The sequence below is a fragment of the Aeromonas sp. S12(2024) genome, assembly GCF_041402305.1.
Taxonomy (GTDB): Bacteria; Pseudomonadota; Gammaproteobacteria; order Enterobacterales; family Aeromonadaceae; genus Aeromonas; species Aeromonas veronii.
This window is the reverse complement of the sequence record NZ_JBGLRB010000016.1, coordinates 25,158-36,930: the sequence shown is the minus strand read 5'-3', so window position 1 is coordinate 36,930 and position 11,773 is coordinate 25,158. Positions and strand designations below refer to the sequence as shown.

At 59.1% G+C, this 11,773-nt stretch carries 11 protein-coding genes; 2 read left to right on the top strand and 9 right to left on the bottom strand.

All coding sequences use genetic code 11. The features are described from left to right. Window positions 1–77: 77 nt before the first annotated feature. From hutC to ftsY, 6 genes are all read right to left on the bottom strand, one after another. A complete protein-coding gene (hutC, locus tag ACB035_RS15305) occupies window positions 78–782 on the bottom strand; it encodes a histidine utilization repressor (protein ID WP_144716013.1) in 705 nt (234 codons plus the stop codon). A gap of 11 nt (window positions 783–793) precedes the next feature. Further along, complete coding sequence (can, locus tag ACB035_RS15300) at window positions 794–1,453, bottom strand: carbonate dehydratase (protein ID WP_005339998.1); 660 nt, start codon at window positions 1,451–1,453, stop codon at window positions 794–796. Between the two features lie 125 nt (window positions 1,454–1,578). Beyond that, complete coding sequence (gene rpoH, locus ACB035_RS15295; RefSeq protein WP_005339997.1) at window positions 1,579–2,433, bottom strand: RNA polymerase sigma factor RpoH; 855 nt, start codon at window positions 2,431–2,433, stop codon at window positions 1,579–1,581. Window positions 2,434–2,885: 452 nt separating this feature from the next. Beyond that, entirely contained in the window at window positions 2,886–3,839 is a 954-nt protein-coding gene (gene ftsX / locus ACB035_RS15290; RefSeq protein WP_005339996.1) for a permease-like cell division protein FtsX, read from the bottom strand. Then, a complete protein-coding gene (gene ftsE, locus ACB035_RS15285; protein ID WP_005339995.1) occupies window positions 3,839–4,507 on the bottom strand; it encodes a cell division ATP-binding protein FtsE in 669 nt (222 codons plus the stop codon). The genes ftsX and ftsE overlap by 1 nt, the downstream gene beginning before the upstream one ends. Before the next feature lie 89 nt (window positions 4,508–4,596). Beyond that, window positions 4,597–6,315, bottom strand: a complete 1,719-nt coding sequence (gene ftsY / locus ACB035_RS15280; protein WP_371167607.1) for a signal recognition particle-docking protein FtsY — start codon at window positions 6,313–6,315, stop codon at window positions 4,597–4,599. Window positions 6,316–6,425: 110 nt separating this feature from the next. Here ftsY and rsmD point away from each other — a divergent pair, with 110 nt between their 5' ends. Both rsmD and ACB035_RS15270 read left to right on the top strand, forming a co-directional pair. Continuing rightward, window positions 6,426–7,055, top strand: coding sequence for a 16S rRNA (guanine(966)-N(2))-methyltransferase RsmD (rsmD, locus tag ACB035_RS15275; protein WP_042081417.1), 630 nt, complete (start codon window positions 6,426–6,428; stop codon window positions 7,053–7,055). Continuing rightward, window positions 7,039–7,350: a DUF1145 domain-containing protein gene (locus ACB035_RS15270; RefSeq protein WP_005342853.1), complete on the top strand. Its 312-nt coding sequence runs from the start codon at window positions 7,039–7,041 to the stop codon at window positions 7,348–7,350. Before rsmD ends, ACB035_RS15270 begins: the two co-directional genes overlap by 17 nt. Window positions 7,351–8,204: 854 nt before the next feature. Here the strand turns inward: ACB035_RS15270 and ACB035_RS15265 are convergent. From ACB035_RS15265 to ACB035_RS15255, 3 genes are all read right to left on the bottom strand, one after another. After that, entirely contained in the window at window positions 8,205–9,191 is a 987-nt protein-coding gene (locus tag ACB035_RS15265) for a YafY family protein (RefSeq protein ID WP_005339987.1), read from the bottom strand. Between the two features lie 287 nt (window positions 9,192–9,478). Beyond that, window positions 9,479–9,865, bottom strand: a complete 387-nt coding sequence (locus ACB035_RS15260; protein WP_005339984.1) for a SirB2 family protein — start codon at window positions 9,863–9,865, stop codon at window positions 9,479–9,481. Then, window positions 9,862–11,718, bottom strand: a complete 1,857-nt coding sequence (locus ACB035_RS15255) for a monovalent cation:proton antiporter-2 (CPA2) family protein (RefSeq protein WP_371167606.1) — start codon at window positions 11,716–11,718, stop codon at window positions 9,862–9,864. Before ACB035_RS15255 ends, ACB035_RS15260 begins: the two co-directional genes overlap by 4 nt. Window positions 11,719–11,773 lie beyond the last annotated feature (55 nt).

Genomic DNA, 11,773 nt, shown 5'->3' with positions numbered 1-11,773 from the left:
ACAGCATCAAACTTAGAGTTTAAGCACAAAAAAGCCCACCAGGAGGTGGGCTTTGCAAAATCGAGTTGTATATACATTCACTCCAGCTGAGTCTTGGAGCTGAGCTTGTAGCGGGAACCGGGGGAGAGCAAACGGGCGTAGGAGACGAGATGCCCCTCCGACCAGGTACGCCGGTGCAACAATAGGCAGGGGGAATCTACGCGGATTTGCAACAATCCCGCCTCACCGGCGCTGGGCAACACGGCTTCCACCACGTGCTCCATCTCGGAGAGGGGGCAGACATCCATCAGATAGCGGTTGGGGGTCTGTTGGGTAAAATCCTGCTCGCCATAGCCAGGCAGGCGTCCGGCATCGACGAAGCGCTCCTCCAATTGCAGCGGCTCGCCATCGGCCTGATGGACGATCAGGCTGTGAAAGATGGGGGCGCCAACCCGCAGCCCCAGTTGTACCGCCACCTTCTCGTCGGCGGCCAGCCGCTGCAGCCGGATCACCCGGGCACTGTATTGGCCGCCACGCTCGGCGATCTCGTCGGCAATATTGCGAATAGCCAGCAGCGGCGACTCGGTGCGCCTGTCCGCCACGAAGCTGCCGGAACCGGCGGTACGCACCAGCCAACCTTCCGCTACCAGCTCCCGCAGCGCCCGGTTGACCGTCATCCGGCTCACGGTGAACTGCTCGCACAGGGCAGCTTCGGTCGGGATCCTGTCCCCCGCCTGATAGTGGCGTTCGCGGATCCCGTCCAGAATGTGCTGCTTGATCTGCAGATAGAGAGCTGGCGCCACCATGAAGCTCCCTAGCGCCGACGGTGGGGCGGACGCATATCCGGCCAGGCGCGGTAGACATCGGGGATCTGATCCGGGCCGCTGATGCAAAGATCGAGATCGTGCAGCAGACCGTCTTTAATCCCGTAGATCCAGCCATGCACCGCCAGCTCCTGCCCCTTGCGCCAGGCGTTCTGGATGATGGTGGTATGGCAGACGTTGGCAACCTGCTCGGCCACGTTCAGCTCGCACAGGTAGTCGAAGCGCTCGTGCTCATCCTCGATGGCCTCGAGCTCTTCACCATATTTGAAGTAGACATCCTTGATGTTGCGCAGCCAGTTGTCGATGAGACCCAGCTCCTGGTTCTGCATCGCGGCCTTGACGCCGCCGCAACCATAGTGACCGCAGACGATGATGTGCTTCACCTTGAGGACTTCTACCGCGTATTGCAGCACGGAGAGGCAGTTGAAATCGGTATGTACCACCAGATTGGCGACGTTGCGGTGGACGAAGACATCCCCCGGCAGCAAGCCCATCAGCTGGTTGGCGGGGACCCGGCTGTCGGAACAACCAATCCAGAGGTATTCGGGGGCCTGCTGGGCAGAAAGAGTGGCAAAGAAAGCGGGATCTTCGGCTTTGATCCGTTCGGCCCACTCACGGTTGTTGGTAAACAGGTCGTTCAACAGTTTCACTTCTGCTCTCCCTAATGTGGCAGTGGCGGCAACATAACACACTCAAGGGTAACCAAAGCAAGGCCGACCTGATCCCTGCGAAACAAAAACAGGGCCATCAGGCCCTGTTTTTATGAGAGGAAGCATCAGGCTTCCATGGCATCTTTCAGCTTCTTGAGTGCGTTTTTCTCAAGCTGACGCACACGCTCGGCAGAGACGCCGTAGGTATCGGCCAGCTCCTGCAGAGTGGTCTTGCTGTCATCATCGAGCCAGCGGGCGCGGATGATGTGCTGGCTGCGCTCATCCAGAGTGGCGAGGGCCGAGCTCAGACGACGGGTCGCGTGATCGTCCCAGTTGTCGTTCTCGATGGTCGCGGCCAGATCGGAGGATTTGTCCTCCAGATAGTGAACCGGTGCGAAGCCGCCCTCTTCCTCATCGTCACCAACCAGATCGAACGCCTGATCGTAGTTGGCCATCCGCGCTTCCATCTCGGTCACGTCAGCGGCAGAGACGCCGAGATCGGCCGCCACGGCCTGAACCTCTTCGTGGTTCAGCCAGCCCAGACGTTTTTTGGATTTGCGCAGGTTGAAGAAGAGCTTGCGCTGGGCCTTGGTGGTCGCCACCTTGACCATGCGCCAGTTGCGCAGGACATATTCGTGGATTTCGGCCTTGATCCAGTGCACGGCAAAGGAAACCAGACGCACGCCGACCGTCGGGTCGAAGCGCTTGACCGCCTTCATCAGGCCGATGTTGCCTTCCTGAACCAGATCGGCCTGAGGCAGGCCGTAACCGGCATAACTCTTGGCGACATGAACGACAAAGCGCAGGTGCGACATAACCAGCTGACGAGCAGCCTCAAGATCGCCATCCTGCTGCAAACGCTCAGCCAGTTCACGCTCTTCCTCTGCGCTCAGCACAGGAATAGAGTTTACTGCCTGGATATAGCCTTCCAGACTACCTTGCGGAATCAGAGCCATAGTGCGCTGCAATGAAGTTCCCATCTGTTACCTCTTACTTTTCAATCGAATCAGTCTAACACCCTGAGAGGGTCTGTCTACTGACCGGATGCCATTCTGCGGCGTGTATCAAAGAACATGCCCAGTTTTAGACCGGCTTATCTTAAGCCTGCAGGATGAATCATGAATGAACAGTCAAAAAAAAGGGGGTCACAATGAAGGACCCCCGAAAAGTAGCATGCTAAGTCCATTGTTGCGGAGCTCGCAACCTTCACATGCTTGCCAAGTCTGACGAGCAAGGCAGAGGGGCCACACCCGTATAAATGCTTCAGCTTTAATAGACTGCTTATAAATCAGAAGGTTCACTGGATCTAGCGAAGATCCGGAAGATCATTGTTATTCAGAATACTCTGACTATAGGGGCCAAGCCAGAAACGGCCCCTCTTTTACTTGATCCGCCTCTCAAAATCCAGCGATTTACTTTGATGACAAAGTAATCAGGATGGTTCGATGTCGCGAATGTGGCGATGGACCGAGAACCAGGAGGCAATCAGCCCCAGCAGGGCGCCCAGCAAGATCAGATTGATCCCGTCTACCGCCCCCATGCCAACCAACCGGAAGTTACTGTTATACAAGCCCGCCAGCTCCTTCACCACCCCTTCGCTCCAGATCACCATCACTTCGGTCAGCCACCAGGCCAGCATGCCGCCGATCACCCCGAACCAGATACCGGTATAGAGGAAAGGGCGATGAATGAAGGAGTCGGTCGCCCCCACCAGCTTGAGCACTTCGATCTCGGAACGCTGGTTGAGGATGTTGAGACGCAGGGTATTGCCGACGATCAGCAACACGGCGGAGAGCAGCAGCACCGCGATACCGGTAATGGTGTGGCGCAGCAGGTTCATGATCCCCTGCAACCGGGTCAGCCACTGCAGATCCAGCTTGCCCTGCTCGACCCCCACCTCGTTGTTGAGCTTGCTGAGCAGCTCGGCGGCCCCTTCCGGGTTCTGCCAGCGTGGATCCGGAATGACGCTCAGCACAGGTGGTAGCGGGTTGCTGTCCAGATAATCGAGCGCATCGCCGAAGCCGGAGATCTCGCGAAACTCCCGCAACGCATCGTCACGGCTCAGGTAGGTGACCGAATCCACCTCGGGATAGAGCAGGATCCGGTGCTGCAGATCGAGAATGCTCTGCTCCGGCAGATCCTTGCGCAGGTAAAGAGAGATCTGGGAACTGCTCTGCCAGCTCCCCTCCACGACCTCGGCGTTTTTCAGCAACACGTGGAAGCAAGAGGGCAGCGCCAGACTGACGCCAAGCACCGCCAGCGTCATCAGGGAGGCGAGCGGATTGCGCCACAACTCCCCGAGACTGGCAAACGCCTGCCGCACATGGTCAACCCCGTACATCATCAGACGGCGCAGCGGCGGTTGTTTATGACGAACGATAGCCATCAGAGCTCCTCCCCGGCCGAATACATGCGGCCCGCCTTGAGGGTCAGGGTGCGATAGCGCATGCGCGCGATCAGCCCCAGATCATGGGTGGCAATCAGTACCGAGACCCCAAAATTGTTGAACTCCTGAAATAGCCGCATGATGTCCATGGAGAGCTGAGGATCCAGGTTGCCGGTCGGTTCATCCGCCAGCAGCAGCGGCGGCTTGTTGACGATGGCACGAGCGATGCCAACCCGCTGCTGCTCACCACCGGAGAGCATGCGCGGCTGGTAACGCTCCTTGCCGAGCAGCCCCACCTTGTCCAGCGCCGCAGCCACGCGCTTGTTGATGTCCGCATGGCTGTAACCATCGATCACCAGCGGCAGCGCCACGTTGTCGAACACGGTTCTGTCCATCAACAGCCGGTGATCCTGAAAGATCATCCCGATCTGACGACGAACATAGGGGATCTGGCTGCGCTGGATATGGCTGACATCATCGCCATGAAAGAAGACACGACCATCGGTCGGGCGCTCCATCACGCTGATCAGTTTGAGGAGGGTACTCTTGCCCGCCCCCGAGTGCCCGGTCAGAAAGGCCATCTCCCCCTTGCGCAGGTGAAAGCTGACCTTTTGCAGCGCCTGATGGCCGCCGCTGTATACCTTGCTGACCTTGTCAAAACGAATCATAACGGTTCCCTGAAATTGACAAACCCCGACCGGAGTCGGGGCATGGAACACTTACTCATCACGGCTGAGCTGACTCATCGCGGCCGGACTTATTCATCGCGGCTGAAGAGCGCCTCGATGAAATCGTTGGCAACGAAGGGACGCAGATCGTCGATCCCCTCGCCCACCCCGATGTAGCGGATCGGGATCTGGAACTTGTCGGCCACCGCGAAGATGACGCCGCCCTTGGCCGTGCCATCCAGCTTGGTAAGGGTGATGCCGGTCAGGCCCACCGCCTCGCTGAACAGCTTGGCCTGGCTCAGCGCGTTCTGGCCGGTGCCTGCATCCAGAGTCAGCATGATCTCGTGGGGCGCCTCTTCATCCAGCTTCTTCATCACCCGCACCACCTTCTTGAGCTCTTCCATCAGGTTGCTCTTGTTCTGCAGGCGACCGGCGGTGTCGGCGATCAGCACATCAGCCCCGCGGGAGCGGGCGGCCTCGATGGCGTCATAAATGACGGAAGCGGAGTCGGCACCGGTATGCTGGGCAATCACCGGAATGTTGTTGCGCTGACCCCAAACCTGCAGCTGTTCGACCGCTGCGGCACGGAAGGTGTCACCCGCCGCCAGCATCACGCTCTTGCCTTCAGCCTGGAACTGCTTGGCCAGCTTGCCGATGGTGGTGGTCTTGCCGACGCCGTTTACGCCGACCATCAGGATCACGTAAGGCTTCTTGCTGGTGTCGATCACCAGCGGCTGCTCGACCTTGGCCAGCATCTCGCCCATGTCCTGCTTGAGCAGGCCGTAGAGCGCCTCGGCATCCTTGAGCTGCTTGCGATCCGCGTGCTGCACCAGCCCTTCGATGATGCGGGTGGTGGTGTCGACGCCAAGATCGGCGGTCAGCAGCTGGGTCTCCAGCTCTTCAAACAGCTCATCGTCGATCTTCTTGCCACGGAACAGGCCGAAGAAACCGGAGCCGATATTCTCTTTGGTGCGCACCAGACTGCGCTTGAGGCGAGCAAAGAAGCCCTCCCGCTGCGGTTTGTCCTGGGTGTCGTCGTCCACCTTGGCGGCCAGCGGCAGAGCGGCCAGGGCGGCGGCCTCAGCCTCCATCGCGGCGACCAGGCGCATATCTTCCGCGCGCTGGGCCTCTTTGGCGATACGGGCTTCTTCAGCAGCCTGAGCTTCAGCGGCAATACGAGCCTCCTCCGCAGCGCGAGCTTCGGCGGCGATACGAGCATCTTCTGCAGCGCGGGCTTCGGCAGCAATGCGAGCCTCTTCCGCAGCGCGAGCTTCAGCAGCAATGCGAGCCTCTTCCGCAGCGCGAGCCTCTTCCGCAGCGCGAGCCTCTTCCGCAGCGCGAGCCTCGGCAGCAATGCGAGCCTCTTCCGCGGCGCGGGCTTCGGCAGCAATGCGAGCCTCCTCTGCAGCGTGAGCTTCGGCGGCGATGCGGGCCTCTTCTGCGGCGCGAGCCTCGGCGGCAGTGCGAGCGGCGTCAGCGGCACGCTCCTCTTCGGCGATCAGCGCTTCGTTGACGATCACCGGCTCCAAATCGGAAGCGCACTCCTCCACCACCAGCGGGCCGTGATCGTCCAGCTCGGTCGGCAGGCAGCAATCATCTTGCAAAACGGGATTCTGTGCGCTGGCAGGCACTTCGGGGGCAACAGCCGGCGTACTATCGGAAACAGTTATATCGGAAACGGGAGCGGGGGTAGCAGTGACCTCGGGCTCAACGGTAACGGGGGTGGCTTGGGGTGTCTGTGGTTGGACAGCCTCAGCCTCTTCTTTCTTGCGGCCGAAACCCAGCCAGGAAAACAAACCTTTTGCCATCTAAAAATACTCACATCAAAGGCTGACTGCTAAGATAGCCGTCCCTTGGCGGGTCGGCATAAAAATGAACCGCCTTATACTACCACTTTATTTTCTGACGATGAAACGCGATGCCCAGAGTGAAATCCAGCCGTAGCAACCCGAGCAAGAGTCCCGCCCCGCAAGGAAAATCGGGCTTTGTAAGAATCATCAGCGGCCAGTGGCGAGGCCGCAAATTGCCGGTCAAGGATGTGGAGGGGCTCAGACCCACCACGGATCGCGTCAAGGAGACCATCTTCAACTGGCTGGCCCCCCACATTCGCGGCACCCGCTGCCTGGATCTGTTTGCCGGTAGCGGCGGACTCGGGCTGGAGGCGCTGTCGCGCTATGCCGAGCAGGTGACCCTGATCGAGATGGACAAAGGGGCCGCCGACCAGATCAAGAAGAACCTGACCGCCCTCGGCAGCAGTCAGGGTCAGGTGATCCAGTCAGATGCTGTGAGCTGGCTGCAAGGCCCGGCCACGCCGTTTGACCTAGTATTCCTCGATCCGCCGTTTCGCCGCGAGCTGCTGCCGCAAGTGTGCGAACTGCTGGAGCAGCGCGGCTGGCTGGCACCGGACGCCCTCATCTATCTGGAGCGGGAGAAGGAGATGGCCGATCTGGCGCTGCCCGCCAGTTGGCAACTACTCAAGGACAAGCAGGCAGGTCAGGTCTGTTATCAACTCTATCTACGGGAGGTAAACAATGAAGCGGGTCTTTAATCTGTTGGCGATGGGGCTGATATTGTTCTTCTGGTTTGGCGTGCTGGTGAGCCTGATTGCCCCGCTGCCCGGCAAACTCAACGGCTTTCTGCCGGTCTGCGGCGTGATCGTCGCCCTGCTGCACTGGCTGCAGGCCAGCATGATCAAGGCAGCTTGCAAACGCTACTTCGCGGTCACCAAGGCCGAATTTGTCACTGTGCTGATCTTTGGTGTGTTTGGCATGGTCGACATTCGTCAGCGCCTGCAAGAGATCGTCAACGCCGCCCAGCGCGGCAATCTCTCGGACAAACCATAAAAGAAAAGGGGACGGCGGTAGCCGTCCCCTAGAGTCGTGTCGTCCTGTCCGTAGAACTGCAATGCTCCCTGCAATCCCTGACGTTATCCTAATCCTTTGGAATATCCCCTTTCCAATCCGTTGGCGTGTCCTGCGGCGTTCCTGGCCTGGCAATTCATCCTGAACTGCTTCCCTGTCTCCATCCTGGAGGTGTCCATTACCACGTCCTGTGGGGTTCCTTGCGTCTTCCTGACAGATAACCATCCGGGTTATCTCACTTCATCCTGAAGTATTCCTCTCGCATCCGGCGAGGTCCTGTTCATCCTGAAGAACGAGGTTCCGTTCGTTCTGCTCCCATCCCGAGAGAGTCCTGCCGCATCCCGCGGTGTTCCTTTATTCATCCATGACGATAATCATCCTGATTATCGAGCTCATCCTGAGGTGTCCCTTGTCCACATCCTGCGGACTATTCCATCTTTATGCGCTGCCCTGCATCCTGCCGGACCAGCTCCGTCCTTGTGAGACCCATACTAAGGAAATGCGCACCCCGAACAAGGGCCATCCGATGATAAAGATCCGATGCGGCTCCCATCTAAAAAAACGAACTTAAAAACTAACCCTTTAATATCAGTTAGTTATTTAGTTTCACGGGAAAGCTCGACCATTCTGGCATGGCTTCGCGTACGGCTCAAAGCGCCAGCCTCTTACAGTCGCTATGGCAGATCTCTTACACGGGTTTCGCCCCCGAAAACGGGGCAGGAAAACGGTTCAATCCTGACGTTAAGACTTAAAAATTAGTTGAATAAATATGCTTAAAAAAACCGCAAAAAAAAGAGCCGAGACCAGGCTCGACTCTTCAACATTCCAATTTTTAATCAGCTCAAGCGGTTGGCCGGATTGAGATAGGCCTTGCGCAGCGATTCCGGTGCCAGCACTTCCAGTTCACCGCCGATGTTGTTCAACCAGCTGCGAAACTCCGGGGTGTCCTGCACTTCTGTCTCCACCACCACGCTGCGCTTGTCATAGCGGGTCATGCGTGGATTGTTGCCGGGGATCTGGTTATCCACCAGCGACTGGCTGTTGGCATCGATCCGGCCGACGAAGCGGATCGGGCCGCTCACATCCTGATAGCCCTGATCGCGGATCAGCTTCTGGATATTGAAATCCTTCGGCTGGGTGGCGCTGAAGTTGGTCAGCTCCACGTTCTTGATATGGTCAAACGGGATGCCGTAGACCTTGGGATCCAGCTCGGACAGAGTGCAGAGCAGGATCGGACCGTCCGGCTGATTGAGAATGCCGAGCGGGTTGATACGGTCGTAGCAGAGCCATACGGTGCGCTCTTTGATCACGCGCTGGATCTCGGCACTGAACTTGCGACCACGCCAGAGCGCATCGCGGATCAGGGTGCTGCGGCGGATCTCCGGGTTGCCGGCAAACGGACGCGGTGACTGGTGGACACTCTCCAGCCAGCGTTCGGCCAGTTCGCTCTGGCTGTCGCGGATCACCTGGCTCGCCTTGTCGACCAGCGGGTTCAATTCGGTCAGTACACTCGCCGGCAACAGTTGGCTCGCCTGATCACTCCAGGTTTTCAGGGCCACCGCCAGCGAGAGCGGCATGATATTGGCAAAGTCGTTGAGGCCGTGGCGCTCGAAGCACCAGCCATGGGGTTTGCTGCGCTCGTCCGAGGTGAGGTCGAACAGTCCCATGCCGGACATCTCCTCCAGGTCCCGTTGCACGGTACGCAGACTGACGTGGATACCTTCCTCTTCCAGTTTTACCTGGAGTTGGCTGGCGGTCAGCTTGTAAGGGCGGTGCGGGATGCAACGCGCCAAGGTCAGTTGTCGTAACAGCTTCTTGCTCATGGTGCTTGCCTTCACTGGTTTAGCGTTGACTGTATGCTAGTCGTGACTTGCGACAGTCTATGTCGCAAGTTTTGCTGCGACAACTGTCGCCATTTTCATACAAAACACACTAAACAATTGATTTTCAAAGACAATGCACTCAAAAAAGGAGCCGCTAGAGGCTAAAATTAGCCAAAAATCCCTCAAATGAAAGTTCTATGTTGTGATTTATTGTCAGCATAAAACTCCGATTAATTAATTCATCTCAGAATATGATTTCAGGGGAGAGCATGACTCTCCCCTTTTGCTCACATCAGCCACGACCAGGCTGACTTGGTGATGGCCGCACCGACCATGTAGCCAAACACCGCAAGCGCTGCCACACCGGCCACCAGCTTCTGACCGCGGGCCGGGCGCTTGAGTGCCATGACACCCAGACCGATATAGAGCACCAGTGCAACCAGCTTGGCCATCAGCCAGGGTTGTTGACCCGGGCTCAACTGCAAGGCCACCGCCAGCAACACACCAAACAGCAGCAGGAAGGTGTCGTTGATATGCGGCAGGATCTTCAGCCACTTCTGCTGCAACCGATCGCTGCCAGCAAGCGCCAGACTCCAGCGATAGATAAAGAGCAGCAGACTGACCAGCGCGAGCGTCATATGCAGGTGTTTGAACATGGGGTAATAGGCAATCATTTTGCTTCCTTGTCGTCGTCGGGTAGCCCGCTGTTCCAGTTGTGGGCATGGATACGCTCCTGCCCCTCCTCGTCGTCTTGCAACAGATCGGAGAGGATCTCCCGGTATTGCAGGCTCTTGTTGATATAAGTGTGTTCGTCGTCCAGATAGTTGACCTGCTCGCGCAACAGCCAGTTATCGTGCTGCTTGAAGGTCTGCCCCGCCCGCCAGGCCTGGTTGGCCCGAAAACCGAGCTGGGTCAGGGCTTCCACCCCCAGATCGACTGCCGAACCCAGGGTTTCCCGGTGTACGCTCTCGACCCCGTGGCGCAGGATCTCGTGGGCATGGGGTCGATCCAGCGCTCGCGCCAGGATCTTCAGGTGCGGGAAGTGCTTCTGCACCATCTCGATCACCGCCAGCGAGGTAGCCGGATCGTTGATGGAGAGCACCAGCAGCTTCGCCTTGTGTGCCCCTGCGGCATGGAGCAGATCGATCCGGCTGGCATCGCCATAGAAGACCTGATAACCGTACTTGCGCAGGGTCTCTATCTGGCTGGCATCCTGCTCGAGGATGGTGGTGCCGATGCCGTGACCGTGCAGCAGACGCCCCACGATCTGACCGAAGCGGCCGAAGCCCGCGATGATCACCGGATGCTCCACCAGCTCAGGTTGCTCATGCTGCGGTGCGTCGCTCTGGTTACGGTAATCGAACCAGGGCTGGATCACCCGATCGTTGAGGATCAGCAGCAGCGGCGTCAGCGCCATGGAGAGCGCCACCACCAGCGTCAGCAGCGAGATGGTCTCGCCGGGCAGCACCCGGTTCTGGGCGGCAAACGAGAAGAGCACGAAGGCAAACTCGCCCCCCTGCGCCAGCGCCAGCCCGAAGGTCCAACGTTGACTCGGTGAGATGCGCAAGACGAAGCCGAGCGCCATCAGCACCAGCCATTTGAGCACCATCAGGCCAACGACCAGGGTTGGTATCAGGAAGGGGTGCTCGGCAAACAGCCCGAAGTCGATCCCCGCCCCCACCGACATAAAGAACAGGCCGAGCAGCAAGCCCTTGAACGGCTCTATGTCGGCCTCCAGCTCATGGCGATATTCGCTGTCGGCCAGCACCACCCCGGCGAGGAAAGAGCCGAGAGCGGGCGAAAGCCCCACCGACTCCATCAACACGGCGATGGCGATCACCAGCAACAGAGCGGCGGCGACGAAGATCTCCCGCATATGGGACTGGGCGATGGCACGAAACACCGGCCGCATCAGGTAGTGGCCACCCAGCACGATGCCGGAGATGGCCGCGACCACCAGCAGGCCATGCTGCCAACCCGCCAGCTCAGAGCCACCATTGCTGGCGACCGGCGCCATGGCCAGCAGCGGCAGGATCGCCAAGATCGGAATGACCGCAATATCCTGAAACAGCAGCACCGCAAAGGCGGAGCGACCGCTCTCGCTCTGCATCAGCTTGCGCTCCTGCAGGCTCTGCAACACGATGGCGGTGGAAGAGAGCGCCAGAATGAGGCCGATGGCCAGCCCCTGTTGCAGCGGCAGACCGATCAGGTGCGCCACGCCGGTCAGCGCCGCCGTGGTGAGCAGCACCTGCAGGCCGCCGGTGCCGAGGATCGGCCCCTTCAGCTGCCACAAGAGGGCCGGACGCAATTCAAGACCGACCAGAAACAGCATCAGCACCACGCCAAACTCGGCGAAGTGCATCACATCCTTCTGCTCCCCCACCAGCCCCAGCAGAAAGGGGCCTATGATGATCCCCGCCAGCAGGTAGCCGAGCACCGAGCCCAACCCCCAGCGCTTGGCCAGCGGCACCGCGATGACGGCGGCGGAGAGGTAGATAAAGGCATCAAACAGGATCCCGTGGCCCATCAGTCGGCCCTCCGCATGAACATCTGATCCGGCTCATGAGCTCGGCCAACAAGCT

Coding starts and splice junctions, on each gene's coding strand:
- rpoH (WP_005339997.1), bottom strand. CDS start 2,433: ATGGGAACTTCATTGCAGCGCACTATGGCTCTGATTCCGCAAGGTAGT.
- ftsX (WP_005339996.1), bottom strand. CDS start 3,839: ATGGCTATCGTTCGTCATAAACAACCGCCGCTGCGCCGTCTGATGATG.
- ftsE (WP_005339995.1), bottom strand. CDS start 4,507: ATGATTCGTTTTGACAAGGTCAGCAAGGTATACAGCGGCGGCCATCAG.
- ftsY (WP_371167607.1), bottom strand. CDS start 6,315: ATGGCAAAAGGTTTGTTTTCCTGGCTGGGTTTCGGCCGCAAGAAAGAA.
- rsmD (WP_042081417.1), top strand. CDS start 6,426: ATGCCCAGAGTGAAATCCAGCCGTAGCAACCCGAGCAAGAGTCCCGCC.
- ACB035_RS15270 (WP_005342853.1), top strand. CDS start 7,039: ATGAAGCGGGTCTTTAATCTGTTGGCGATGGGGCTGATATTGTTCTTC.
- ACB035_RS15265 (WP_005339987.1), bottom strand. CDS start 9,191: ATGAGCAAGAAGCTGTTACGACAACTGACCTTGGCGCGTTGCATCCCG.
- ACB035_RS15260 (WP_005339984.1), bottom strand. CDS start 9,865: ATGATTGCCTATTACCCCATGTTCAAACACCTGCATATGACGCTCGCG.
- ACB035_RS15255 (WP_371167606.1), bottom strand. CDS start 11,718: ATGGGCCACGGGATCCTGTTTGATGCCTTTATCTACCTCTCCGCCGCC.